Annotated in this window: 17 protein-coding genes; 5 read left to right on the plus strand and 12 right to left on the minus strand. The window is 65.7% G+C overall.

What is annotated here, in order from left to right; genetic code table 11:
* Positions 1–7: 7 nt before the first annotated feature.
* Positions 8–1,864 (minus strand): translation elongation factor 4, encoded by a 1,857-nt coding sequence (gene lepA, locus ACTODO_RS08445; protein WP_034512671.1) that lies wholly within the window; start codon positions 1,862–1,864, stop codon positions 8–10.
* Between the two features lie 117 nt (positions 1,865–1,981).
* Entirely contained in the window at positions 1,982–2,998 is a 1,017-nt protein-coding gene (locus ACTODO_RS08450; protein WP_003792967.1) for a hypothetical protein, read from the minus strand.
* A gap of 165 nt (positions 2,999–3,163) precedes the next feature.
* Here ACTODO_RS08450 and ACTODO_RS08455 point away from each other — a divergent pair, with 165 nt between their 5' ends.
* Together ACTODO_RS08455 and rpsT are read left to right on the plus strand one after the other, a co-directional pair.
* Positions 3,164–3,802: a type II toxin-antitoxin system PemK/MazF family toxin gene (locus ACTODO_RS08455; RefSeq protein WP_003792969.1), complete on the plus strand. Its 639-nt coding sequence runs from the start codon at positions 3,164–3,166 to the stop codon at positions 3,800–3,802.
* Between the two features lie 212 nt (positions 3,803–4,014).
* On the plus strand, positions 4,015–4,281 hold the full coding sequence (gene rpsT / locus ACTODO_RS08460) for a 30S ribosomal protein S20 (protein ID WP_003792970.1): 267 nt from the start codon (positions 4,015–4,017) through the stop codon (positions 4,279–4,281).
* A gap of 193 nt (positions 4,282–4,474) precedes the next feature.
* Here the strand turns inward: rpsT and ACTODO_RS08465 are convergent, their stop codons facing one another.
* The 5 genes from ACTODO_RS08465 to ACTODO_RS08485 all read right to left on the minus strand — a co-directional run bounded on the left by ACTODO_RS08465 (position 4,475) and on the right by ACTODO_RS08485 (position 11,615).
* Positions 4,475–6,400 (minus strand): ABC transporter ATP-binding protein, encoded by a 1,926-nt coding sequence (locus ACTODO_RS08465; RefSeq protein WP_431312116.1) that lies wholly within the window; start codon positions 6,398–6,400, stop codon positions 4,475–4,477.
* A 10-nt stretch (positions 6,401–6,410) separates the two neighbouring features.
* A complete protein-coding gene (locus tag ACTODO_RS08470) occupies positions 6,411–8,159 on the minus strand; it encodes an ABC transporter ATP-binding protein (protein WP_003792972.1) in 1,749 nt (582 codons plus the stop codon).
* Positions 8,160–8,211: 52 nt separating this feature from the next.
* Positions 8,212–9,189, minus strand: coding sequence for a DNA polymerase III subunit delta (gene holA, locus ACTODO_RS08475; protein ID WP_034512372.1), 978 nt, complete (start codon positions 9,187–9,189; stop codon positions 8,212–8,214).
* A 147-nt stretch (positions 9,190–9,336) separates the two neighbouring features.
* The gene (locus ACTODO_RS08480) at positions 9,337–10,887 is read right to left on the minus strand and encodes a ComEC/Rec2 family competence protein (protein WP_003792974.1); all 1,551 of its coding nucleotides are present in this window, start codon (positions 10,885–10,887) and stop codon (positions 9,337–9,339) included.
* Entirely contained in the window at positions 10,887–11,615 is a 729-nt protein-coding gene (locus ACTODO_RS08485) for a ComEA family DNA-binding protein (RefSeq protein WP_131332798.1), read from the minus strand. Before ACTODO_RS08485 ends, ACTODO_RS08480 begins: the two co-directional genes overlap by 1 nt.
* Before the next feature lie 206 nt (positions 11,616–11,821).
* Here ACTODO_RS08485 and ACTODO_RS08490 point away from each other — a divergent pair, with 206 nt between their 5' ends.
* The 3 genes from ACTODO_RS08490 to ACTODO_RS08500 all read left to right on the plus strand — a co-directional run bounded on the left by ACTODO_RS08490 (position 11,822) and on the right by ACTODO_RS08500 (position 16,218).
* Positions 11,822–13,825 carry a helicase HerA-like domain-containing protein gene (locus ACTODO_RS08490; protein ID WP_003792976.1) on the plus strand — a complete coding sequence of 668 codons (2,004 nt, stop codon included), beginning with the start codon at positions 11,822–11,824 and terminating at the stop codon, positions 13,823–13,825.
* A 151-nt stretch (positions 13,826–13,976) separates the two neighbouring features.
* Entirely contained in the window at positions 13,977–14,783 is an 807-nt protein-coding gene (gene proC / locus ACTODO_RS08495) for a pyrroline-5-carboxylate reductase (RefSeq protein ID WP_003792977.1), read from the plus strand.
* A 70-nt stretch (positions 14,784–14,853) separates the two neighbouring features.
* Positions 14,854–16,218, plus strand: coding sequence for a Na+/H+ antiporter family protein (locus ACTODO_RS08500; RefSeq protein WP_003792978.1), 1,365 nt, complete (start codon positions 14,854–14,856; stop codon positions 16,216–16,218).
* A gap of 89 nt (positions 16,219–16,307) precedes the next feature.
* On the opposite strand, the gene ACTODO_RS08505 is transcribed toward ACTODO_RS08500, so the two are convergent.
* The 5 genes from ACTODO_RS08505 to ACTODO_RS08525 are packed head-to-tail and all read right to left on the minus strand — an operon-like array spanning position 16,308 to position 22,355.
* A complete protein-coding gene (locus tag ACTODO_RS08505) occupies positions 16,308–17,408 on the minus strand; it encodes a peptidase C39 family protein (RefSeq protein WP_003792979.1) in 1,101 nt (366 codons plus the stop codon).
* Positions 17,405–18,961 (minus strand): ABC transporter ATP-binding protein, encoded by a 1,557-nt coding sequence (locus ACTODO_RS08510; RefSeq protein WP_003792980.1) that lies wholly within the window; start codon positions 18,959–18,961, stop codon positions 17,405–17,407. Before ACTODO_RS08510 ends, ACTODO_RS08505 begins: the two co-directional genes overlap by 4 nt.
* On the minus strand, positions 18,958–19,815 hold the full coding sequence (locus tag ACTODO_RS08515; protein WP_003792981.1) for an ABC transporter permease: 858 nt from the start codon (positions 19,813–19,815) through the stop codon (positions 18,958–18,960). The genes ACTODO_RS08510 and ACTODO_RS08515 overlap by 4 nt, the downstream gene beginning before the upstream one ends.
* Complete coding sequence (locus ACTODO_RS08520) at positions 19,815–20,765, minus strand: ABC transporter permease (protein ID WP_003792982.1); 951 nt, start codon at positions 20,763–20,765, stop codon at positions 19,815–19,817. The genes ACTODO_RS08515 and ACTODO_RS08520 overlap by 1 nt, the downstream gene beginning before the upstream one ends.
* Positions 20,766–22,355 carry an ABC transporter substrate-binding protein gene (locus ACTODO_RS08525; RefSeq protein ID WP_003792983.1) on the minus strand — a complete coding sequence of 530 codons (1,590 nt, stop codon included), beginning with the start codon at positions 22,353–22,355 and terminating at the stop codon, positions 20,766–20,768.
* Between the last annotated feature and the right edge of the window lie 89 nt (positions 22,356–22,444).

Here is a 22,444-nt window from a genome sequence, read left to right on the forward strand (position 1 = left end):
TCCCCGCTCACTTCTTGCCCGTCGGAACATCAGAGGTCAGAGCCGCGATGAAGGCTTCCTGCGGCACGTCGACACGACCGATGGACTTCATGCGCTTCTTGCCTTCCTTCTGCTTCTCGAGCAGCTTGCGCTTGCGGCTGATGTCGCCGCCGTAGCACTTGGCGAGCATGTCCTTACGCAGGGCCTTAATGGTCTCACGAGCGATGACGCGCGCACCGACAGCGGCCTGGACCGGAATCTCGAACTGCTGACGGGGAATGAGCTCCTTCAGGCGCTTCGTCATGCGCTGACCGTAGTTGTAGGCGCCGTCGCGATGAACGATCGCGCTGAAGGCGTCGACGCGGTCACCGTTGAGCAGGATATCGACCTTGACGAGGTCGGCGCTCTGCTCACCGCTCTCCTGGTAGTCCAGCGAGGCGTAGCCGCGCGTGCGGGACTTGAGCTGATCGAAGAAGTCGAAGACGATCTCAGCAAGGGGCAGCTGGTAGTGCAGCTCTACGCGGTCCTCGCTCAGGTAGTCCATGCCCTGCATCGAGCCGCGGCGTTCCTGGCACAGCTCCATGATGGTGCCCGTGAACTCGGTGGGCGTCAGGATCGTCGCGTTGACGACAGGCTCGCGCACCTCGGAAATCTTTCCTTCGGGGAACTCGCTCGGGTTATCAACGCGCACCTCGGTGCCATCCTCCATCACAACGCGGTAGACGACGTTCGGGGCAGTCGCGATGAGGTCAAGGTTGAACTCTCGCTCCAGACGCTCGCGAATGATCTCCAGGTGGAGCAGTCCGAGGAAGCCGCAGCGAAAGCCGAAGCCGAGGGCTGCGGAGGATTCGGGCTCGAAGGTCAGCGCCGCGTCGTTGAGCTGGAGGCGCTCGAGGGCGTCGCGCAGGTCCGGGAAGTCCGATCCGTCGACTGGGTAGATGCCGGAGAAGACCATCGGGTTAGGGTCGCGGTAGCCCTCAAGGGGCTCGGTTGCGCCGCGCACCTGGCTGGTGACGGTGTCGCCGACGCGGGACTGACGAACGTCCTTCACGCCCGTGATCAGGTAGCCGACCTCTCCGGCGCCGATGCCCTCGTCAGGCTTCGGCTCGGGCGAAATGACGCCCAGCTCCAGGAGTTCGTGGGTGGCGCCCGTCGACATCATGCGCACGCGCTGACGGGTCGACAGAACGCCGTCGACGACACGCACGTAGGTGACGACGCCGCGGTACGTGTCGTACACGGAGTCAAAAATCATCGCGCGCGTCGGGGCGTCGGGGGCTCCCTCGGGGGCCGGGACGACTTCGACGATGCGGTCGAGGAGCTCCTCGACGCCCTCGCCGGTCTTGCCGGAGACCTTCAGGACCTCGCTCTCGTCGCAGCCGATCAGCTGAGCGACCTCGTGCGCATACTTCTCGGGCTGGGCACCCGGCAGGTCGATCTTGTTGAGGACCGGGATGATCGCAAGGTCATTCTCGAGGGCCAGGTACAGGTTCGCGAGCGTCTGGGCCTCGATGCCCTGCGCAGCGTCGATAAGGAGGACCGCACCCTCGCACGCCGCCAGGGAGCGGGAGACCTCGTATGTGAAGTCCACGTGACCGGGCGTGTCAATCATGTTGAGCGCGTAGGGGGTGCCCTCGTGTGCCCACGGCATGCGCACCGCCTGGCTTTTGATCGTGATTCCGCGTTCGCGCTCGATGTCCATGCGATCGAGGTACTGGTCGCGCATCTCGCGCGCCTCGACGACGCCGGTCAGCTGGAGCATACGGTCCGCGAGCGTCGACTTCCCATGATCGATATGGGCGATGATGCAGAAATTACGGATCTGCCCCTGCGGGGTATGGGCCGGGCGAATCTGCGCCTGCTGCTCGGGCGTGGGGATGGGCACGTGAACCTCCGTGAAGTCGTTAACCTCCTTATCGTCCCATTGTCGTAGGCGTTTGTGCCAGTTCAGGCGCGGGAAGTCGCGCACAGTGGCCACGCCTCACACCTTTTATTTCTCTCCTCATTCCCCTCCTCCGCTCTCTCCACGCTCCGACTCGGCAAGGAGCGCCGCAGCTTCGCTGAAGTCGCATTCTTCCCAGTCATCGGGGTGGTCGTCTCGGAGCTTGCGGGCGATCGACATGGCCCGCCCCTCATCTCCGCGCAGCGTCGCGAGAGTCAGTAGGATCGTGCGAATACGGGCGGTCATCGGATCTCGATCCCCCAGGTACCTACGGCAGTCCTCGGCCAGAACCGTCCAGAGGTCCTCACCCGCGTCCCGATCCCCGCCCATCCAGGTGTTGCGCGCAATCTCGTTGCGCAGCCGCAGGACGCGCCAGTCACCGTGGTCCGCAACGGTCAGCAGAGCGTCCATGTTGCGCTCGTAGAGGGCAATGGCCTCGTCGTAGCAGCGATCAGCAGAGAGGACCTCGGCGAGGTTGTCGCGCACCGTCAGCAGCGTCATGTCGGACTCCTCGCGCTGCTCCTCCAACTCCGACAGGAGCTCGCGGTACACGCGCGCAGCCTTCTTCCATTTGCCCGTATACTTCCACGGCATCGCGGAGTTATTGCGGATGGCGATGGAGATATCAGGGTCGAGGCCTGGGCAGTGCTTCATATCGGCTAGGAGAGCCGAGAACTTGCGGATTGCCATATCGTGCTGACCGAGGATGGCAAGCCAGTAGGCTTCTGAATTTCGCATCATCAGGATCAGCGGATGACAGCGCTCCAGGTATCTCTCCCCCAGCCGCGCAGCCTCGGCGGCCAGCTTCCGACACTGTCCATAGGATCCGAGAGCCGCGTACCAGTCAATGCAGAGCTTGGCGGCCTCCAGACGCAGTTCGACAGGAGCTCCCTCTTCTCGATAAGCCTCGAGGCCGCAGTCAAGCGCCTTGTCCACATTGCCCGCGGCCCCGCAGCGCACCGACTCATGAATCGAGGACCGCGCCCTCGTCGCGCTCGTATTGCTCCCCTCGGACGTACCACCCCCTGCCAGTGCATCCAGAGAAACAATCGGTCCGTGCATCGTTGCAGTCAACATCGTCGTCGCCTTTCTATTGTTGCGTGTGCACCTGCGAACAACGACAGAGTGACACCTCCTGTTATGCACTGTCACGCGCTATCACGAAGCCTGTGGATAACTCACGATCGGCGTAGGGTCCTGTGGATAAAACACGCTCATCAACGCCTGCCGTATGCTGGTCCCATGAACTCAATCGTCAGGGGCATCATCAACTTCCTCATCGGCGTCATCTCCGGCACCACAGAGGAGGCGCAGAAGAACACCACGACCACCAAGACGGGGCAGCGTCAGTCGACCAAGAAGTCGACTCCCAAGCCGCGTTCGTCCTCGTCTTCTTCCGCGCGTTCCGACTCCCAGCACCGCTACGAGGATCCGGCGACCTCGAATCGCCCCCAGACCTCGATCCGAGAAGCGAGCATCGCCGAGGCGCTCGCCCACGCCTCGTACACGCCCGTCATGGACGGCGACGCGGATCCCGGCGAGGTCGTGTGGACCTGGGTGCCCTACCAGGAAGACTCCTCGGTCGGCAAGGACCGCCCGGCCGTCGTCATCGGCGCGCAGGGCGAAGGTGTCTACCTCCTACAGCTGACCAGCAAGGACCACACGCGCGACGCCGCCCAGGAGGCCGCCGCCGGACGCTACTGGCTCGACATCGGTGCGGGCGACTGGGACTCAAAGGGCCGTCCCTCCGAGGTGCGCCTCGACCGGGCTCTGTGGGTCAAGGCCACCGACGTGCGCCGCGAAGGCTCAATCCTGCCCAAGGCAACCTGGCAGCTCATCGTCGACGCCCTCAAGGAGCACTACCGCACGCACGGCGACTGACACCTCCGACACGTGACCGACCTTACGAGGCGCGAGAACGCCTCGGGGTATGACGAAAAGGCCCCGCCCTGGTATGATCGGTCGTTGGACTCCCGGCCTGGTCGGGCAGGGGGTCTGGTTAGGACCGTTTGCGGGTGTCCCCACGCCTAAGTCCCGGTCTTGACACAGCCCTCACCGACCCTGTCAGACATACATCAAGGAGAAATCCGACTGTGGCAAACATTAAGTCCCAGAAGAAGCGCATTCTGACCAACGAGAAGCGCCGCGTTCGTAACCAGTCCGTGAAGTCCGAGCTGAAGACCCTGGTCCGTCGGACCCGCGAGGCCGTTGAGGCCGGCGACAAGGAGAAGGCTCTCGCTGCACTGCGCGTTGCTTCGCGCAAGCTGGACGTCGCCGTTTCCAAGGGCGTCATCCACAAGAACCAGGCTGCGAACCGCAAGTCCAAGCTTGCTCGTCGCGTCGCCTCGCTCGGTGACTGAGCGCGAACGATAGTTTGACGTGAAGCGGGCCGCCCACTGGACGGCCCGCTTTCGTATACCCGCTCCCCCGCACGCTTGTAGGAGCGGTCAACACACCCACCCCGATCACTCCCCCACGCTCCGGTGCCAGGCGCGCATAACGAAGCCCCGACCTCGTCGAAACGAGGCCGGGGCAAACGCAATCGTTGAGCGCTTACTCGAGCTCGAAGGCGCCCGTGTAGAGCTGGTAGTACACGCCCTTCTGGGCGATCAGATCGTCGTGGCTACCGCGCTCGATGATGCGGCCGTGGTCCAGGACCATGATCGCGTCCGAATTGCGCACCGTCGAGAGGCGGTGGGCAATCACGAAGACCGTACGCCCCTCCATGAGGTTGTCCATGCCCTGCTGCACGAGGGCCTCGGTACGCGTGTCGATCGAGGAGGTCGCCTCATCGAGGATCATCGCCGGCGGATCGGCCACGGCGGCGCGCGCAATCGACAGGAGCTGAGCCTGGCCCTGCGAGAGGTTCGAGCCGTTGCCGGTCAGCATCGTGTCGTAGCCCTCGGGCAGTCGCCGGATGAAGGAGTCCGCGTTGGCCAGCTTCGCAGCGGCGATGCACTCCTCGTCCGTGGCGTCCAGACGGCCGTAGCGGATGTTCTCCATGACCGTGCCCGTGAACAGCTTGACGTCCTGCAGGACGACGCCGAGGGAGCGACGCAGATCCGGCTTGTGGATCTTGTTGATGTTGATGCCGTCGTAGCGGATCTTGCCGTCGGCAATGTCGTAGAAGCGGTTGATCAGGTTCGTGATCGTCGTCTTGCCGGCACCCGTGGCACCGACGAAGGCGATCTTCTGGCCGGGCTTGGCCCACAGGGAGATGTCGTGCAGGATCTGCTTCTTACCGTCGTAGGAGAAGTCGACGTCCTCCATGACGAGTTCGCCGCGCAGGCGCGTGTAGGTGACGGTGCCGTCGGCCTGGTGGGGGTGACGCCACGCCCAGATTCCCGTGCGTTCCTCGGTCGGCTCGATCGTCCCATCGGGCAGCTCGCGGGCACGCACGAGCGTCACGTAGCCCTCGTCCTCCTCGGGCTTCTGGTCGATGAGCGCGAACACGCGGCCCGCACCCGCCATCCCCAGGGCGATCATGGGGACCTGCATGGACATCTGGCCGATGGTCTGCGAGAAGTTACGGACCATGCCCAGGAAGGACACGACCACGCCGACCGTGATGACATCAACGCCAAAAAGGTGGATGTTCGGTGTCTGTTCCAGGATCATGACGCCGCCGACGATCGCGACCACGACGTACATGATGTTGCCGATGTTGCCCAGGGCAGGCATCAGCACGTTGCCGTAGATGTTCGCCTTCTGCGAGGAGTCGAAGAGCTTCTGGTTGTACTCGACGAACTCGTCCTTGGCGTCCTGCTCGTGGTTGAAGACCTGAACGACCTTCTGACCGTCCATCATTTCTTCGATGAAGCCTTCTTCGTCGGCGAGAGCGGCCTGCTGAGCCTTCATGAAGCGACCCGAGAGACCTCCGAGCTTTCCGGTCAGGACAGCCATGAGAGCACCCACGATGAGGACAACGAGGAAGAGCCACACGGAGTAATACAGCATCGTTCCGATTAGGACGATGATCGTCAGGCCCGACTGGATGAGCGTCGGGATAGACTGGCCGATCAGCTGGCGGATCGCGTCCGTGTCGTTGGTGAAGGTCGACATGATCGCGCCGTGCGGGTGCGTGTCGAAGAATCGCAGGGGCAGGCGCTCCATGGAGTCGAACATGTCGTCTCGCATGTGCTTGAGCGTCCCCTGCGTCACGATCGCCATGGCGCGGGTGTAGATGAAGCTGCCGATGACGCCAGCGCCAAAAATGATGCCCATCGTGACGACGAGGCGCACCAGGGTGGCGCGCACCGCGTCAAAGCCACTCTCCAGGCCCGGGGTCACGACGTTGTCGACGATCTGCTGCATGAAGATCGAGCCGACGGCCGAGGCCACGGCTGCCGTAATGATGCACACGACCGTCAGGCTGATGCGCACCGGGTAGTGGCGGAACACGTAGGCCATGAGGCGGCCGAAGGGACGCTCGATGCCCTCGAGCTTCTCGCCGTCGCTGTCAACGGGACGACCATGCATGCGTGCCATGTCAGGCCACCTCGCTTTCGCTCGCTGCATTCTGGGAGTCGTAGATCTCGCGGTACTCCCCGCCCGCTGCCATCAGCTCCTCATGGGTGCCGCGCTCCTTGATACGACCGTCGTCGAGGACGATGATCTGGTCGGCATGGCTGACCGACGAGAGACGCTGGGCGATGATGATGGTCGTCGTGCCGGGGATTTCGCTCTCGAAGGCGTGACGAATCAGTGAATCGGTCTTCGTGTCCACGGCGGAGGTCGAGTCGTCCAGGATGAGGATCTTCGGGTTCTTCAGCAGCGCTCGGGCGATGCACAGGCGCTGCTTCTGGCCGCCCGACACGTTGGTGCCGCCGCGGGAGATGACGTAGTCGTAGCCGCCGGGCAGCCGCTGGATGAACTCGTCGGCCTGCGCGAGCTTGCAGGCGTGCTCGATCTGCTCGTCGGTGGCCTCGGGGTTACCCCAGCGCATGTTTTCTTTGATAGTTCCGGAGAACAGGACGTTCTTTTGAAGGACGACTGAGACTGCGTCACGCAGGGCGACCAGGTCGTAGTCGCGCACGTCGCATCCACCGACCTTCACGGATCCCTCGGACACGTCGTAGAGGCGGCAGATCAGCTGGATGAGCGAGGTCTTGGAGGAGCCGGTGCCGCCCACGATGCCGAGCGTCGATCCGGACTCGATGCTCAGGTTGATGTCGGACAGGGCGTTCTCTTCAGCACTCTCGGAGTACTTGAAGGACACGTCCTCGAAGACGACGGACCCGTCCGCAACCTCGGTCGCGCCATTGGCCGGGGAGGTCAGCGACGGCTCGTGGTTGAGGACCTCTGCGATACGATGCGCGGACTCTGCAGCCATCGTCGTCATGACGAAGATGAAGGCGAGCATGAGCATCTGCGACAGGATCTGGATGCCGTAGGTGATGAGGGCGGTGAGTCCACCCTTCGTCAGCTCTGTCGCCCCGGAGTTAACGATAATTGAAGCGCCCACGTAGTCGACGGCCACAATCGCGACGAAGATGAAGAACATCATCACGGGGCTGTTGAGCGCGATGAGCTTTTCGGCGTTCGTGAAGTCCTTGCGCACGTCCTGCGAGGCGGCGCGGAACTTCGTGGTCTCGTGCTCTTCGGTGACGAAGGACTTGACCACGCGGATCGCGGCGACGTTCTCTTGCACCGAGTTGTTCAGTGCATCGTACTTCTTGAAAATACGACGGAAGATCGGGAAGGCGACCAGCACGATGACCGCGAGGATGATGGCGAGAACCGGCACCATCCCGAGGAAGATAAGGGCCATCTGGACGTTGATGCGCCACGCCATCACGATGGAGAAGACGATCATGAGGGGCACGCGCACAGCAATGCGAATCAACATGCCGAAGGCGTTTTGCACGTTGGTGACGTCCGTCGTCATGCGGGTGACCAGCGAGGACGTGGAGAAGCGGTCGATGTCGGCGAAGGAGAAGTCCTGCACCTGAAAGAAGAGATCCTGACGCAGGTTTTTCGCCAGGCCCACCGAGGCGGTGGCGGCGAAACGCGCGGACAGGATGCCGCAGGCGAGGGACGCGAAAGCCAGTCCAGCGAGGATCAGTCCCAGGCGCATGACGGGGCTCAGGGACACGCCGTCAAGCGCATCCACGAGCGACACCATGATCAGCGGGATCAGACACTCGAAGACCACCTCCCCGATGATGAACAGCGGGGTGAGGATCGCGGGAGTCTTAAACTCGCGAAGCCTCCCCACCAGCGTGCGGATGGTTTTCATGAATCTCCTCTTCGGTTCATACGAACGTCATATGGACGAGGCCGGGGCACTCTCAACGCCCACGCAGCCTGCAGATGGTGATAATTGCTTTTTCGATGGCGCGTTGCGGGTCACGCGACGCGCCCTTTGTTTCGGCGTCTGCCGTGGCGATGGCTCCGAAGGCTCCCGCCAGCGAGGCGTCGGACCAGCCACGCAGCTCCCATCGGGCGCGGTCCACCTGCCAGGGTGCCATCTTCAGGCTCGATGCCGACCCACCGATCGAGACCTTCGCCATGGCGCGGAACTTCATGGCCAGGGCGCTGACGAGCAGCTGCGGGGCGATGCCGGTCGCAAACGCGTGCCGGGCGAGCATGAGCGCCTTCGCGGAGTTGCCCGCGACGGCGGCGTCGGCGACGTCGTATCCCGTGGCCTCGACGCGCCCGGCCTGGTAGCGGCGCACGTCCTCCAGGGTGATGCGTCCGCTCACGTCCGAGAGCAGCTGCGCCAGCGCGCCCGCCATCGCACGCGGGTCGTTACCGAGCGCGTCCACGAGGGCCTGTTGCGCCTCGGTGTCCATCTGGCGGCGCGCGGCGCGCACGTCGGAGGCGATGAGGGCGAGCTTGTCGCGGTCGTTTTTGAGCGGTTCGGCGGGGATCACGGGCCATTTGGCTTTGGTGATCGTGTCGATGACCTTCTTGCCGCGGGCGTTACCCCCGGGGTGTGCCAGGAACATCCAGACGTCGGGCGCGGGCGCGCCGGCGTAGGCGATCAGATCGTTGGCGAGAGCGTCGCTCATCGTTTCCAGGTCCCGGATGATGACCATGCGGGATTCGCCGAAGAGTGAGGGCGAGGCGATGACGTCGAGCTGTCCGGCCTGGTAGGTGGCCGCGTTGATGTCGGTGCGCTCGAGGTTGGGGTCGGCCTCGTGGGCGAGGGCGCGCAGCTGGTCGAGGGCACGATCGACGAGGAGGCCCTCGGGGCCTTTGATCAACACGATGGGTGCCAGCGTGATCTGGGCTGGCGGCGCCGGGCGCGAACCGCGTGCTGCCACGTCTTCCTGCCTTTCCGCTGAAACGGTAACTGTCTAAGTCTGCCACCGAGCGAGCTCATTTGCGTCGGTCTTTGCCCTTGGCAGACACTACTCGTGGCAGGTGTCACGAGAGCTTGACGACGCGCCCTCAGTAGGTAGCTGTCCCACTCATGTCCCCTGCTCATCGACAATCGGGGCTCCCCACCGCTTCCACACGTGCCACGCAACCCATCCACCTCCGCAGCAGGCATACACGCCCAAGATTGTCGAGGACCCTCCTGGCACGCGCACCCCGTTTCCGGGTAGGGAGGCGCACACGCGCGCTGCTCCCGCGATCCATGCGGTCGCCCACGAAGCAACGACTGCACACGCCGAGGCGGCGCGAATACTCAGCGGGGAGATGAGCGCGCCCAAGAGCCCGGCGACGGTCGCGACCGGCACGGCAGGCTCGGCGAAGACGTTGGCGGCGATTCCCCACACGGGCACGTTCCCGGACAGTGACACGATGATCGGCGCGGTCGCAAGCTCCGCGAAGGCAGGCACGCACACCATCTCTACGAGGCGGCGAAGCGTCTTCCCCGCGCGTGTGTCCCCACGTATTCGCCGGCGACAGCTCCGCACCAGCGCCGCGGAGGGACCGACGACCGCGAGCGCGGCGAGCGCCGACAGGGCGAATCCGTAGGAGCGGGCTGCCCAGGGGTCGATGAGGAGGGTGGCGATGACGACGGCGCAGAGGGCGGCGATGGATTCTCCTTCGCGTCCGAGGATGAGTCCGAGGGAAGCGACGGCCGCAACGCACACGGAGCGCACGACGGAGGGGTCTGGTCCGACGAGTGTGAGGATTGTAGTCAGGACGAGGATGGTGGCCCCGAGGCGTAGGGGTTTTCGCGCGGGGACGACGAGGGTGACGGTGGCGAGGACGATGACGATGTGGGATCCGGAGACGGCGGTGAGGTGGGTGAGGGAGGTTTTCTTCATTGCGTCAGACAGATCTGCGGGCATTCCGCGGTCGTCTCCGATCGCCATGCCGGGGACGAGGGAGCGTGCGTCCCTGTGCAGAGGCGCGCAGGCGTGGGCGAAGGCCCGGTGGGTGGAGCGCATCCAGGCGGATAGGCCACCGGGCCTGGCGATGAGCTGGGCACGCCTGACTCTTATCGTGCCCACCGATGGCGCCTCGGCGGCAAAGGTCGCGTCGAGGCTTCCCCATACCTCGTAGACGTCTCCTCGCGCGGTGTCTTGCCACCCGGGCGCGCGCACGAGTGCGGTGGCGTTCGAGGGGATCCACTCCTCCCCCACGGAGACGGCCTCGATGCGCGCGCGGGCACTGCGTGTCGCGGAGAATCCGGACGAGGGCGGGGCCGGGTCAGCTTGGAGGACGATGCGCGCGCGGATGGGGCCGGAGTCCCTGCGGGCGGGGTCGGCGTCGTATTGTCGGCGGGCGGCGGATCCGACCGCGAGCGCGCAAGCCACGCACGCGAGGAGGAGTGCGAGGCCTAGGCGAGCGGACCGGGGTGGGGTGAGGGCGTGTCTGGGTGTCTTCCGGCCTCGTTGTGAGCGCGCGTAGGAGGCGGCGCATCCGAGCGCGACGAGGGTGCACGCTCCGATCCATGCCCATTGAGCTGGGTGGCCCGTCGCCCACCAGGTGGAGGCCCAGGTGGCGGTGGCTGCGGGCGCGAGTCGCAGGTCGATCATGCGGGGAGCGCATTGGGTGTCACTCATCAGCAGACACCCGTCCGGATCTTTTCGATGAGGGATGGGCCGATTCCGGGGACGTCGTCGAGTTCTTCGACGGTGGACAGGCGAGGGTGGGTGGCCCGGTAGGAGATGATGCGCTGCGCGAGAGATGGTCCGATGCCGGGCAGGGTCTGGAGCTCGGCCTCGGTGGCGGTGGCCAGTCGGACGCACGCCCCCGCTGTGGTGCCCGCCTCAGAGGATGCTGGTGGCGAATCCCCAACGACGGCGACTCGAATCTGTTCCCCATCGACGAGGATGCGGGCGAGGTTGATTGATTCCAGGTCGGCCTCAGGTGTTGCGCCTCCGGCTGCCGTGATGGCGTCGATGACTCGGGAAGAGGCTGGCAGGGTGAGCACTCCCGGGGAAGCGACAGCACCGGAGACGTAGACGACGACATCATCAGTGCGCTCCCCTACTGATGCGGGTGCGGATGGGGATGGGCCTGTCGCTACGGGTGCAGCCTCGCTCTCTTCTCGCTCGGAGGACGATTGGGCGAGGCCTTGGGCGTGCTCGCGTGCCGCTGCGTGCCTCCACACTCCCACGGCCGCGATGAGGACAACCACGACAATGAGAGCGGCCACGCTCGCTCCTCCGGGTAGGAGGCGGGCGACGCTCGGCTCGGCGGGTTCGTCGTCCTCAGTGAGGGCGCTGTCGTACACGGCTTTCGTCAGCGCCGCCATGCGCCGACGAGCCAACCATCGTGACACGTTCATGCCCGCACGCTAACCCCGGCGAACGCCAGGAGCACACATGAAAACGAACCCCTGTGGATAACTGTAATGGGCGCGTGGGGGTTGTGGACGAATCCCACACCCAACCCACCCCGCATAACTCGCATGGGACCGCGGTCCCAGAGGATACTGTTCCGGTATCGTCGAAGTACAGTGGCGCACCGCGCCCAGAGCCGAAAGGCCACACCATGAGCGAGAACATCGAGGACCTCAAGGCGCAGCTCGCCGCGGCGGAAGCAGCCGCGAAGGCCGCCGAGGCAGAGGCCGCCCGCGCGAAGGCCGAAGCCCTGCGTCTCCAGCTTGAAGCAAAGGGCGGCTCGGCCGCAGACGCGCCTACCGCCGCAGCCGAGGCCGAGACCCAGCAGGCGGAAGCCGCCCGCGCGACGGCCGACGCGCCGCGCACCCAGGTAGAGGCCGTCGAGGCCCCCGCGGCCGAAGCGCCTGCTCCCGAGGCTGCCCCGGCCTCGTCCCCCGCCCCCAGCACCGAACTGTCGGCTTTCGCCACCCAGATCCAGGGCGCCTACTCCTGGGACGTCCCCGCGGTCACGATCGGCACGCTCATTGACAACGGTGCGCGCGTGCCCGGCGTGAGCGCCAAGATGCCGCTGCCCATGTTCAACCGCCACCTCCTGGTCGCCGGAGCGACGGGCACGGGCAAGACCCGTACCCTCCAGCTCCTCGCCGAGGGCCTGTCCGCGAACGGCTCCTCCGTCCTCCTGTGCGACGTGAAGGGCGACCTGACGGGCCTGGCCGAGGCCGGCACCAGCTCCGAGAAGCTCCTGAGCCGCACCGCCGCCAACGGTCAGGAGTGGGCCTCGTCATCATTCCCGATCGAGCTGCTGAGCCTGGGCGGCGCCGATTCGCAGTTCCCAGGCGTGCCCGTGCGCGCTCAGGTCTCCGACTTCGGCCCGATCCTGCTCGCCCGCGCCCTCTCGCTCAACACCACGCAGGAGCAGGCCCTCCAGCTGATTTTCGCGTGGGCGGACAGCCAAGGCCTCGAGCTCATCGACCTGCCCGACCTGCGCGCCGTCATCTCCTTCCTGACCTCCGATGAGGGCAAGGACGAGCTGGCCACGATCGGCGGCGTCTCCAAGGCCACCGCCGGCGTCATCCTGCGCGCCCTGACCGCGCTCGAGTCCCAGGGCGGCGGCCAGTTCTTCGGCGCCCCCGGCTTCGACACGGCCGACCTCATGCGCATGGATTCGACCGGCCGCGGCATCATCTCCCTGCTCGGCGTCGGCGACATCTCGACGCGCCCTGCACTGGTCAGCGCCGTCATCATGTTCCTGCTCGCCAACCTCTTCTCCACCCTGCCCGAGGTCGGCGACGTCGAGCGCCCCAAGCTCGTGTTCTTCTTCGACGAGGCGCACCTGCTGTTTGCGGACGCCACCAAGGAGTTCGAGCGTCAGGTCGTCCAGACCGTGCGCCTCATCCGTTCCAAGGGCGTGGGCGTCGTCTTCGTGACGCAGACCCCCAAGGACATCCCCTCCGACGTCCTGGCCCAGCTCGGTTCGCGCATCCAGCACGGCCTGCGCGCCTCCACCCCCGACGACTTCAAGAAGCTCAAGGCCACGGTCCAGACCTTCCCGAAGACCTCCCTGGAGCTCGACGAGGTCCTCACGACCCTGGGCACCGGCGAGGCCGTCGTGACCGTCCTGGATCCGAAGGGTAACCCCACCCCGGTCACCCCCGTCAGCATCTGGGCACCCGCCTCCGTGATGGGCCCCGCGTCCGCCGACACGGTCGCGCGCATCAACCAGTCGAGCGTCATCATGGGCCGCTACCGCGACGCCGTGAACCCGGACTCGGCCGAGGAGAAGCTCGAGCGCCGCGCAGCCGAGGCACAGGCAGCCCGCGAGGAAGCCCTCGCGCAGGAGGAGGCCGCCAAGGAGGCCGAGCGCGCCGCCAAGGAGGCCGAGAAGGCCGCCGCCAAGGAAGAGGCCGCACGCCAAAAGGAAATGGAGCGCCTGCGTCGCCAGGTCGAGAAGCAGCAGGAGAAGGAGGAGGCCGCCCGCCAGAAGGAAATGGAGAAGCTGCGCCGCCAGGTCGAGAAGCAGCAGGAGAAGGAGGAGGCCGCCCGCCAGCGCGCCGCCGAACGCCGCACCCGCCAGGTCGAAAACGTCCTCGGGTCGGTCCTGCGTACAGCCGGCCGCGAGATCACGCGTTCCATCTTCGGCACGCGCAAGCGCTGACCCTTCTGATTTTTCGGCACGAGGCCGGGGCTAGGGACTCACACTGAGGATCCCGAGCCCCGGCCTCGTCTCACACTTCGGCCACTGTGCCAAGAAATTGCAAAACGGGGTAGGCTGCATCTCAATCGACCAACTTTCACGGGAGACCCTGATGCGTATCGGATTCATCGGAACGGGAGCCATGGCCCAGGCCATCGCTCGCGGTGCCGTCGCGTCCGGCGTCGATCCCGCAACCTTGGTCTTCTCCAACCGCACGGCCACCAAGGCCTGCGACCTCGCCGACGAACTCGGAGCGACCGCCGCGTCCTCGAACGCGTCCCTGGCTCGCCAGGCCGACATCGTCATCCTGGCCGTCAAGCCCAAGGACCAGCGCGCGGTCATCAAGGAGATCTCCCCCATCGTGGTCGGCCACCCCGACGTCTGCGTCGTCTCCCTGGCGGCGGGACGCACCCTCGACCAGATCACCACAGACTTCGGCGCGGGCATCCCGCTCGTGCGCGTCATGCCGAACGTCGCGGCCACCGTCGGGCAGTCCATGACCGCCCTGACGGCCGCGCGCGCCACCGACGCACAGGTCGCAGCCGTCCGATTCCTCATGGATTCGATCGGCCGCACCATCCTCATCGACGAGGACTATTTCCCCGTGTTCCAGGCCCTGGCCTCGTGCTCTCCGGCCTGGTATTTCCAGATTGTTGATTCTTTCGCCCGCGCTGGTCTCAAGCACGGCCTGTCCAAGGACAGCGCCGTCGAGATCGCCGCACAGGCGATGGCGGGGGCCGCTGCTCTGCTCCTCGCCGAGCGCGAGAATGGAACCATCCCCGCGCAACTCATTGATCGCGTGACAAGCCCCGGCGGCACCACAATCGCGGGATTGCTGGCCGCCGAGGAAGGCGGTTTGTCGACCGCACTGGTTAGTGCCGTCGACGCCTCCATCCACGCCGACTCCCATCTCGGCTGATTCCACCTGCCGCGACGCGGCTTACCTTCCTATTTTTGCGCTGTCGCGCACCCTCAACACAGGAACACTCATGTTGCTTTTCAACGCAGTCGTGCTTTCCGTGATCGTCATGCTGGTCCTCAGCATCGCTCGCGTGCACGTCGTCATCTCACTCTTCGTCGCCTCCCTCGTGGGCGGCCTGGTCGCCGGCATGGGCATGTCCGGCACCATGGTCGCATTTCAGGACGGCCTGGCCGGAGGCGCGAAGATCGCACTGTCCTACGCCCTGCTCGGCGCGTTCGCCATGTCGGTCGCCCACTCGGGCTTGCCTCGCCTCCTGGCGAACTGGATCATCAACAAGCTACGCAACGCCGACGATTCGAATTCGGCGCGCGTCGCCCGTTCCGCCAAGTGGGGCATCCTCGGCGGTGTCCTCGTCATGGGCGTGATGAGCCAGAACCTCATTCCGATTCACATCGCCTTCATCCCGCTGCTGGTTCCCCCGCTCATCGGCGTCATGAACGAGCTGAAGATGGACCGACGCATGGTCGCCTGTGCGATCACCTTCGGCATCGTCACGACCTACATGTTCGTGCCGATCGGTTTCGGTCGTATCTTCCTGAACGACATTCTCTACAAGAACATCGAGGATGCGGGTCTGCCCGTTGAGGGCGTCGTCAATCCGATGGCCGCCATGGCGATCCCCGCTCTATCGATGGCGGTGGGCTGCTTCATCGCCCTGTTCGTCTCCTACCGCAAGCCGCGCGAGTACGAGCAGCGGGAGACCGAGTTCAGCACGGGCGACGATAAGCCGGTTAACATGGTGAAGGTGTGGGCGGCCGTCGTCGCTCTCGTGGCCTGCTTCGTGATCCAGGCGGTCCTGACCAAGATGGATTCCGAGGCCGACCCGCTGCTCGTGGGTGCTCTCGTGGGTCTGTGTCTCATGCTCGCGATGCGCGTCGTCCCGTGGCAGCAGGCCGACGACGTGTTTAGCGGAGGCATGAAGATGATGAGCCTCATCGGCCTCATCATGATCACCGCACAGGGCTACGCGTCCGTCCTGAAGGCGTCCGGCCAGATTGAGCCCCTCGTCCAGCAGACCTCCGCGATGTTCAACGGCTCGAAGGCACTGGCTGCCATGATCATGCTCGTGGTCGGCCTGATCATCACGATGGGCATCGGCTCGTCCTTCTCGACCCTGCCGATCATTTCGGCGATCTACGTGCCCCTGTGCGTGGCGCTCGGCTTCTCCCCCATCGCGACCGTGTCGATCATCGGCACCGCTGGCGCGCTGGGCGACGCTGGTTCTCCCGCGTCCGACTCGACGCTTGGCCCGACAGCCGGTCTGAACATCGACGGTCAGCACGACCACATGCGAGACACGGTCATCCCCGAGTTCATCCACTACAACATTCCGCTGTTGGTCGGTGGCTGGATCGCGGCGATGGTCCTCTGAGAGCTCGCCTCGCACCAACGAGGCCGGGGCTGGGTTGCACGAACACGTGACCCGGCCCCGGCCTCGTTATGCGCCCGCGAGCGCGCGACTCAGCGATGAACAATGATGAACGCCCTGGCACGTTCTTCTTCCTCCCATTGGGCCGACTCCCAGAGCTGTTCGAGCGTGATTACCTCCAGCCAGGTTTCGACCCAGGTTTCGCCGAATTGCTCGTCGTTCCAGGGGTCGTGAATCAGCGCATGATCGCCCGAAAGTCCCCACACGTAGATCCAGTGGGGTGTTTGTTCACCGTTGAGGTCCTCCAGGTCGACGAGCACGATGACACCGTTTCCCTGCTGCACAGCGGCTCGTAGATCCGAGAGGTCCCAGGTTCCGATACGGTCCCGAACCCCCAGCGCTCGGGCCTCGTCCACGTGCTGGCGGTGGATGGCGCGCCGGGCTGCGGGGGACGCCGCGTGCGCGCGCGTCAGCCCGACGACCGGCCCCTCGTGGCTGACGATCACCTCGACGCTTTGTCCGCGCCTTGCGAGCGCGGCCGCCAACCCGTAGGGCCCCACCCCAAGGGAGTACGTCGATTCACGCCACAGCTCCATCTCGTCTCGCAGCCCGTGGCTCACCTCGTCAGGGGCGCATCCGCTCGCGTGCGCAAGGGCCATGAGCGCGCTCGCCGGGCCGCACGTAAAGTCGGTTTTCTGCCGAACATACGCGGGAATCGCCTGGGGGCGAACGTTCCACCGCACCCATCCGCGCACGCTGGCGTGCCCGTGGTCAGTGTCGTCGTCGATGGACAGAGGCGAGCCGACCGATCCCGCTGCAAGAAAACCTCGGCATCGAAGCACCTCCTCAAAGAGGGGACCCTCATCGCGCGTCACGGCCTTCACGAGCGGGGCGTGTGGAACAGCATCGAGAACGGCCTGGATGAGAACCTCCCACGCTCGAGAGGACTCGACGGCGGCTGCCCCAGCGTCGCCACCGTCCAGCAGACACGCATCGACGATCATCCGGTGAGCAGAGGTCGTCCGGTGGGCCTCCAGGAGCGCGTGCCCGGAGTATGTCCACAGGGTCGCGGACACCGCCGGCCCCATCGCTGCCCACCGCGCGGCGTGCGCAGCGGGGATGCCGAGAGCCCTCAGCTGCTCGCGCGCGTTGTCGCCGGGACGGATAGGGGTTGTCGCCAGGGTGGTACTCATGCGGACTCCGTTTCTCGCCCGGGCACTGCGCTCAGGAGCTCAGCCGTGTACTCCTCGGAAGGATTGTGCAGGATCTCTTCAGTCGATCCTTCTTCCACAACGACGCCGCCTTTCATGATGACGAGGCGGTCGCACATCGCGCGCGCCACCGCGAGGTCGTGGGTGATGAACACGAGAGCAAAACCCTGCTCCGCCTGCAGGCGCGTCAGCAGGTCCAGGATGGAGGCCTGGACGGACACGTCGAGGGCGGACACCGCCTCGTCGGCGATGAGGACGCGCGGACGCGTCGCCAGCGCACGCGCGATCGCCACACGCTGGCGTTCACCGCCCGAGAGGCGGGAGGGTCGCCGCTTCGCGTACTCGGCCGGAAGTTCTACTGCGGCGAGCAGCTCGGCCACATCGCTGGCCGGACGACCCGCGACGGAAGCCGCCTCGGCGAGCGTCTGCCCGATGGTTCGCGCCGGATTGAGAGCCGAATAGGGATTCTGGAAGACGATGCCGACAGCCGGTCCTCGATCGGCCTGCGCGTTCACGTGGACGGTTCCCGAGTCGGCGTGTTCCAGCCCGACGATGATGCGCGCGAGCGTTGTCTTGCCCGAGCCGGACTCACCGACGATGCCGATGGATTCTCCCTGCGCGATCTCCAGGGAGACGTCCATGAGGGCGACGTGCAAGTCCTTGCGAGAACGGAACACCTTGGTCAGGTCGCGCACCTCGACGATAGTCTCCGCACCAGCGGGCGTGGACTTCCCTTCGCGCGGGTTCGGTCCATCGATGCGTGGTTCGGCGTCCGACAGACGCTTCGTGTACTCGTGACGCGGCGAGGCCAGAACCTCATTGACCGGTCCTTCTTCGACGATCTGGCCGTCCTTCATGACGATGACGTCGTCGCCGAATTGACGCGCGAGCCCCAGGTCGTGGGTGACCAGCACCAGCGTCATGGCGCGCTCGTCACGCAGGCGCGTCAGCAGAGTGAGGATGTCGCGCTGCGTCGTGACGTCCAGGGCTGTCGTCGGTTCGTCGGCGATAAGGACGCGCGGCTCAGAGTCGAGCGCCGACGCAATGGCGACGCGCTGACGCATACCGCCCGAGAGTTCGTGCGGGTACGAGCGAGCGACACGTGCGTCGAGGCCGACATCGGCCAGGAGCTCACGCGAACGCTGGGCGCGCTCGGAGCGCCTGCCGGTGCGCGCCGCCGTGATTTGCTCTCCGCACGGGAGCGTCGGCGCGAGCGACGTGAACGGATCCTGCGGCAACCAGACGATGCCTCCCCCGCGCTGCTTCTTCAAACGCCCCTGATCCGCCGCCAGGTCGAAGGTCTCTCCTCCCAGCGTCACCGTTCCGCTGGCGACAAGCGCCGAGGGGGTCAGTGCGCACAGCGTCCGCGCGAGCATCGACTTTCCCGCGCCGGACTCTCCGACGATGACGAGGGTGCGACCGGATCGTGCGCTCACGCTGACGTCGTCGACGATCAGGGCTCCGGAGCGGTCGGTGACGCTCACACGCGAGGCCACGAGGCCGTCGCTGCGCTCACGTGTCGTCGCGGTGCTCATAGGTCACGCTCCTTGCGCTCAGCAAACCAATCACCGGCAATGTTGATCGCTGTGGCCGTCACGATGATCGCGAGGCCGGCGGCTACTGACGCGGCGGGGTTTTGGGCGAGGAGGGCTCGTCCGTCCGCGAGTTGGCGCCCCCAGTCGGCATCCTGCGCCCCGACGCCGAGGCCCAGGTAGGACAGTCCAGACAGGGACACGAGCGCGAACGCGATGTTGACGAAAAGGTTCGCCCACACGATCGGCGTGATGTTCGGCAGGATATGGACAGTGAGGATGCGAGGGCCGGACAGGCCCAGGACGCGCGTGGCCTCAATGTAGGGCTGAGGCTTCTGAGCGAGTGTCGCCGCGCGGATCATGCGAATATCCGAGGGAGCGAACAGCACGATGAGCACGCCGACCGTCACCCAATAGCTGCCACCAATCACACCGGCGACGACGATCGCGAGGAGCGTGACGGGAAGCGACAGGAGCACCTCACACGAGCGAGACACGCAGGCATCCCACAGCCCACCGCGCCACGCCGCGCTCATTCCGAAAATGAGTCCGGCAACCATCGAGCCCACGGCGATCACGATCGGCCCGATGATCGCGGAGCGTGCGCCGGCAACCGTCAGGGCGAGGACATCACGCCCGACCTTATCCGTGCCCAGCAGGTGACCGGGGGTGCCCGCAGGACTCACCCCCAGTGCCAGGTTCTGGTCCAGCGCGCCGGGAACCAGCACGGACGGGACAATCACGCAGATCGCGACAGCGACAAGCACCACCACGGACAGGACCACCGAGCCGGGGATCTTGCGCGCGGAGGAGCCAATGCCTCGTCCCAGGGTGCGCGGAGAAAACGACAGCGTCATCACGCTCCCCTCCCCTTACCAATCGTCTGACGTGGATCAACCGCAAACGCGGCCACGTCAACGATCAGCGTGACGACGATGATGACGAACGCGACCAGTAGAGCGATCGCCTGCACGACGGGAACGTCCTTGTAGGTGATGGAGTCGGCGAGGAGCTGTCCGAGGCCGGGCAGGGAGAACGCCTCCTCGACGAGCACCGTGGACCCGAAGAGAGTCCCCAGAATCAGGCCCGCCGAGGTGATGATCGGCAGCGCCGCTCCCCGCACGTACATGGCCGTGATACGCCTGTGTGGCACTCCCCGCGAGCGCGCGAAGGTCACGTAGTCCTGGCTGAGCTCGGCGCCGACGGCCGCGCGGGTGATGCGCACGAGCATCGCGCCGATTCCGGTCGCGAGGGCGATCGCAGGCAGGGTGAGGTGCCACAGGGTGTCGACGAGGCCGGTGCCTTCACCGAAGACGGGGAACCAGCCGAGCATGAGGCCGAAGACGTAAAGGAGGACGAGGCCAAGGGCGAATCCGGGTGCGGATACGCCGACGACCGACCAGCCGACGATTGTGCGGTCGACCCAGGATCCACGGCGCCGTGCCGCTGCGATCCCCAGGGGGACGCCGACGGCGACGGCGAGGATAAATGCGCCGACGGTAAGCCAGGCGGTCAGTGACACGCGCGAGGCGAGCACGTCGGTGACGGGCGTTGCGGAGCGCACCGAGTCCCCGAAGTCACCGGTGAGGGCGCGGGTCAGCCAGTGCCAATAGCGCACGACGAGGGGCTCGTCCAGGCCGTAACGCGCGGTCACGGCCTGGCGAACCTCGGGGGTCAGGCGCCTCGTGCCCACCAGGATCTTCACGGGGTCTCCGGGTACCAGGTACAGGAGAGAGAAGACCAGGAAGGACAAGAGCGTGAGCACCACTGCCACGCCTGCGAGGCGGCGGAGGATGTAGGGCAGCATTTACTTGGCCAGCTCCAGGGAGGAGGCCCACGGAGTCATGAAGAAGTAGGGCGTGTATTCCGTTGGTGTGACGCGCGAGGAGAAGGCCGTCGATGTCTTGCCCCACCACAGCGGCGAGTAGATCGTGTTCTCCTGAGCGATACGCTCGGCTTCGACGATGTCGGTGACGCGCTTGCCGGGGTCGGTCTGGGTGGCCTGGGAGGCGATCAGCCCCTGAACCTGCGCGTTCTCGTAGCGCGCGGGATTGTCGGGGCCGAGCAGCCACCCGGCCACCTCACCCGGGTCGCCGGTCGTGGAGGTGTAGCTCATGTAGGACAGGCCGTAGGTGCCGCTGCCGACCTCGGAGATCCATTCTTCGATGGGCTTGGAGGTGACGGTGAGGTTGATGCCGATCTGTTTGAGGTTGTCGGCGATCGCGAGGGCCGCGGAACCCAGGTCCGGGATTGACGAGGGGTAGGTCAGCTCGGCGTCAAAGCCACCGGGTACCTTGGACTGGGCGAGTTCGGCGCGCGCGGCGTCGAGATCAAAGGAGTCGATGGGCAGGCCCGCCTGGGCGTCCGCTGCGGCCTGCTCGCCGATCTCGCTGCCCAGCTGGTCCGGCGGCTCGATGCCCGTCGCGACCGTCGCCTGGCCCTTGAGGATCGAGGAGACGATGGTGGAGCGGTCGACCGCATGGGCGATGGCCTTGCGCACGTGGATGTCGTCGAAGGGCTCGATGTTCTGGTCGAAGGTGAGGCCCACGTAGGAGCGATCCGACTCGGTCAGGACGCTCACGCCGTTAATGCCCTGGAACTGCGACACCTGGTCGATGGGCAGCTGGGTGGAGATGTCGATCGTTCCGTTCTTTTGCGCGAGGAAGCGCGCGTTCTCGTCGGAGAAGAAGTCGAACTCGATGGTCTGGGCAGACGTGTCGCCGCCCCACCAGGTACCGCTCTTTTCGAAGACGGCCTTGGAGTCGGGCTGGAAGGACACGGCCTTGTAGGGGCCTGTTCCCATGATGAGGTCGGCCGAGGAGCCGTAGGAGGCGGCCGCCTCGTAGAAGGACTTTTCGGTGATCCACAGTCCGCCGTTCGCGGTGACCGTCCACCCGAAGTTGACGGCGGGTGCGGGCAGGGTGATCGTGATCTGGTTGTCGCCGCTTTGCTCGGCCTGGACGCCGGCGGGCCAGTAGACCGCGGAGGACGGGGACTTGTCGGGGTCCTTGGCGATGTCGATAGAGAAGAGGACGTCGTCGATGGTGACCGGGTTCCCGTCCTGGAAGAGGGCGTCGGGGCGGATGTCGAAGACCCACGTCTGGGCGTCGTCAGTGTGATAGGCGGAGGCAATCGCGGGGATCAGCTGACCGTCCTTGCCCACGGCCAGGAGGCCTTCGGAGACGACCTGCGCGACGTAGTAGTTGATGATGCCGGTTTCGTGGGCGGTGTCCAGCGTGGACAGGGAGCCGGGCAGGCCCACCGCGATGGTCCCCTCGCGGGAGGCCGACTGGGCCGCGCCGCCGCCGGATGGAGCACAGGCCGCGAGGGTCGCACACATCATGGCAGCGACGGAGGCGAGGGTGGCTGCTGTTCGTGGGATGCGTGCGATGTGCATCGGTGTCTCCTTGTGTTAGGTGTTGGCGGTAGTGCCGACATCTACGGTATGCACAGGAGAAACAGCGGGAGAAGGATCCTCGTCAGGCG

The sequence above is a fragment of the Schaalia dentiphila ATCC 17982 genome (assembly GCF_000154225.1).
Lineage (GTDB): Bacteria > Actinomycetota > Actinomycetes > Actinomycetales > Actinomycetaceae > Pauljensenia > Pauljensenia dentiphila.

Excerpts from the sequence above, each read along its gene's own strand:
- ACTODO_RS08470 (WP_003792972.1), bottom strand. The coding sequence starts at position 8,159 with ATGAAAACCATCCGCACGCTGGTGGGGAGGCTTCGCGAGTTTAAGACT.
- ACTODO_RS08515 (WP_003792981.1), bottom strand. The coding sequence starts at position 19,815 with ATGACGCTGTCGTTTTCTCCGCGCACCCTGGGACGAGGCATTGGCTCC.
- ACTODO_RS08455 (WP_003792969.1), top strand. The coding sequence starts at position 3,164 with ATGAACTCAATCGTCAGGGGCATCATCAACTTCCTCATCGGCGTCATC.
- ACTODO_RS08525 (WP_003792983.1), bottom strand. The coding sequence starts at position 22,355 with ATGCACATCGCACGCATCCCACGAACAGCAGCCACCCTCGCCTCCGTC.
- ACTODO_RS08465 (WP_431312116.1), bottom strand. The coding sequence starts at position 6,400 with ATGCATGGTCGTCCCGTTGACAGCGACGGCGAGAAGCTCGAGGGCATC.
- ACTODO_RS08480 (WP_003792974.1), bottom strand. The coding sequence starts at position 10,887 with ATGAGTGACACCCAATGCGCTCCCCGCATGATCGACCTGCGACTCGCG.
- ACTODO_RS08485 (WP_131332798.1), bottom strand. The coding sequence starts at position 11,615 with ATGAACGTGTCACGATGGTTGGCTCGTCGGCGCATGGCGGCGCTGACG.
- ACTODO_RS08500 (WP_003792978.1), top strand. The coding sequence starts at position 14,854 with ATGTTGCTTTTCAACGCAGTCGTGCTTTCCGTGATCGTCATGCTGGTC.
- ACTODO_RS08490 (WP_003792976.1), top strand. The coding sequence starts at position 11,822 with ATGAGCGAGAACATCGAGGACCTCAAGGCGCAGCTCGCCGCGGCGGAA.
- ACTODO_RS08510 (WP_003792980.1), bottom strand. The coding sequence starts at position 18,961 with ATGAGCACCGCGACGACACGTGAGCGCAGCGACGGCCTCGTGGCCTCG.
- proC (WP_003792977.1), top strand. The coding sequence starts at position 13,977 with ATGCGTATCGGATTCATCGGAACGGGAGCCATGGCCCAGGCCATCGCT.
- ACTODO_RS08450 (WP_003792967.1), bottom strand. The coding sequence starts at position 2,998 with ATGTTGACTGCAACGATGCACGGACCGATTGTTTCTCTGGATGCACTG.
- ACTODO_RS08520 (WP_003792982.1), bottom strand. The coding sequence starts at position 20,765 with ATGCTGCCCTACATCCTCCGCCGCCTCGCAGGCGTGGCAGTGGTGCTC.
- ACTODO_RS08505 (WP_003792979.1), bottom strand. The coding sequence starts at position 17,408 with ATGAGTACCACCCTGGCGACAACCCCTATCCGTCCCGGCGACAACGCG.